The 2,387-nt window shown below is 58.8% G+C and carries 3 protein-coding genes; all 3 read left to right on the forward strand.

Features of this window, described 5'->3' with window-relative positions:
• Positions 1-950: carboxypeptidase regulatory-like domain-containing protein (locus KF784_20035; GenBank protein MBX3121348.1), on the forward strand; the 950-nt coding region annotated here is incomplete at its 5' end.
• A 201-nt stretch (positions 951-1,151) separates the two neighbouring features.
• The gene (locus tag KF784_20040) at positions 1,152-1,517 is read left to right on the forward strand and encodes a cytochrome c (protein MBX3121349.1); all 366 of its coding nucleotides are present in this window, start codon (positions 1,152-1,154) and stop codon (positions 1,515-1,517) included.
• A gap of 310 nt (positions 1,518-1,827) precedes the next feature.
• A partial coding sequence (locus KF784_20045) for a hypothetical protein (GenBank protein ID MBX3121350.1) occupies positions 1,828-2,387 on the forward strand: 560 nt, incomplete at its 3' end.

Consider the following 2,387-nt stretch of genomic DNA (forward strand, 5'->3'; position numbering starts at 1 on the left):
GACGTATGTTCGAACACATTGGTGCGACGCGTTATGCGCTCTGGGTGTTGCTGCTGGCCATGTCGGCGAGCGGAGGTCCGGCCGCTGCATACGAAGAAATCACCGTCGCCGACGGAGGAACCGTCAGCGGAAGAGTCACCATGGTCGGCAAGGTTCCTCACCCCAAGGGGTACAACCTCACGACGCTTCCCGATGCGGTGTACTGCGGCCGGATTTCGGACGGGCAGGGCTGGCGCTTGATGCAACCGTTTCGAATCGGTCTTTCCGGAGAGTTTCAGGAAGTGGTCGTCTATATCGAATCCATCGAACGCGGAAAACCGTTCCCTGCATTTACGGCCCCGCGCATCGAGGCGATCGATTGCCGGTTCCTTCCGTTCCTCAGTCTCGTCCGTGATCGGCATGATGTGTCGGTGGTGAACATGGACCCCGCCATGCACGACATCCAGGCCTATGAGACGTCGCATCTAGGACCGCGCGTCCTGTTCAATTTGCCCTTGCCGATCAGTTCCAGATATCCGGCCCAAGCCCAGCTGAGCGCGCAGGTTTCGAAGCATTACGAGGGCACTCCGGTGACGGGAACCGTTCATATGACGAAGGGGCGTAACATGTTCGTGATGCAGTGCGGCTTCCATGCGTACATGGAGAGTTGGGGATTGGTGATGGATCATCCCTACTATGCGTTGACCGATAGTGACGGGCGGTTCCAACTCTCAGACATCCCGCCCGGCACCTATGTAGTCAAAATCTGGCATCCCTACGTCCGGGAAGAGATTGTGCAGACGGTCACGGTCGAACCGAAAGGCCGGGCAACACTGAATGTGAATGTGCCCGCTCCCGCGGGCCGACTGTATGCCAATCAAATGGTGGAGAACCCGTATGTTCGTTACCAGATCACGGGTGCCGAGCAGACGGCAATCGTGCCGACGTTGGAAAAGCAGACGTACCGGTGAGAGTGGTGAAAGGCGTTCAGGATCGATCGTCAGCGCTGAAATGTGCCGGACGGGGTTCTAGCCGATTCGTCCGGTCATGAGTTCAAGGGAGTTCCGATAGCCTCGCGACGATCATGGGTGTTCACTGAACACCGCGTGAAATCGGGGCGACATATCATCCGGGGCGACATACCAAATGGTTCGGTGTATGGGGAGGCTGCGATGCGTCGATATCTCATTCCAGCAGGGGCGGTCCTGTGCGTAGTGGTGATGAGCGGCTGGATCGGAGCCCAGGAGTTTCGCGGGAATCCCGACAAAGGCGAGGCGGTCTACAAGGCACAGTGCCTCAGGTGTCACGGCAGGCTCGGAGACGGGAACGGACCGGATGCCCAGGGCTTGATCGTGCAGCCCAAGGACTTTCACACGTTGCCGTCCCGCGGCCGAACCGATTTCGAGTTGCTGATCGCGATTTCGAACGGGGTCCTGTTCAGCCCGATGCATTCCTGGAGGGGGCGACTGAAGGATCAGGAGATGTTGGATGTCATTCAGTACATTCGTGCCTTGGCCCCCGAGCGGGGGACGTCGTGATGTCATGCATGGATTCCCTCCCTCGTTAGCCTGCACCTGACCGCGCCGCTTGGGGGCGGTCAGGTGAGTGCCTCAAGAAAATTTATTCAACATGCTGAATCCTTTCGTTCCAGTTTGACCCTAACAGGACAGCGTGAGGAAAGGCTGTGTGGCAGACGCGCTGTGGCGTGATGCGCCAAGCGGGGAGGCAGGTCTGTAGCGTTTGTCGTCAGGCGGGTATGATGGTAGTGATTGCCGGTCCCGATGGAACCGTCTTTTGTTTCGCCCTGTTGTGACCGGCGTGGTATGTAGTTTGCGAGAGTCGCTACGTATGAGACCAATACTATCGATCGCCGTCGCGATGGTCCTGTTCCTCGCAGGCTGTGTCGACTCGAAGGAGACACGAAGCGGTGCGCCCTCTGCCCTGAACCAATTCGAGCCTGAGAGGCTCGATGCGCTGTTCAGTCACCCTTCCCCCGATTCCATCCCCGGCGGACAACGCGGAGAGCAGATCCGGTTAGGCTATCAGCTGGTCGTCCATACTCAGGAATTTGCCGCGCCCTACGTAGGCAACCGACTCACCTGTGCGAATTGCCATTTAGACGCAGGGCTCGATCCCAATTCAGCGTCCTACGTCGGCCTCTCGCGGGCCTATCCCGAATATCGTGCGCGGACCGGGCGCGTCGTGACGCTGGCCGACCGCATCAATGACTGTTTCGAACGCAACTTGAACGGCAAGCCGATTCCGCAAGACAGTCACAAACTGCAAGCGATCGTCGCCTATATCGAATGGTTGTCGAAGGATGTGCCGGCCGGCAGCCGGATGGCCTGGCGGGGGATTCCCACCATTCAATCGCCCAAGCCGCCGGACGCGGTGAATGGAGTCAAGGT

The organism is Fimbriimonadaceae bacterium (assembly GCA_019638775.1).
In the GTDB taxonomy this organism is placed as follows: domain Bacteria; phylum Armatimonadota; class Fimbriimonadia; order Fimbriimonadales; family Fimbriimonadaceae; genus JAHBTD01.

Bases quoted from the DNA above. Each gene is read 5' to 3' on its own strand.
- KF784_20040 (MBX3121349.1), top strand. From the start codon at position 1,152: ATGCGTCGATATCTCATTCCAGCAGGGGCGGTCCTGTGCGTAGTGGTG.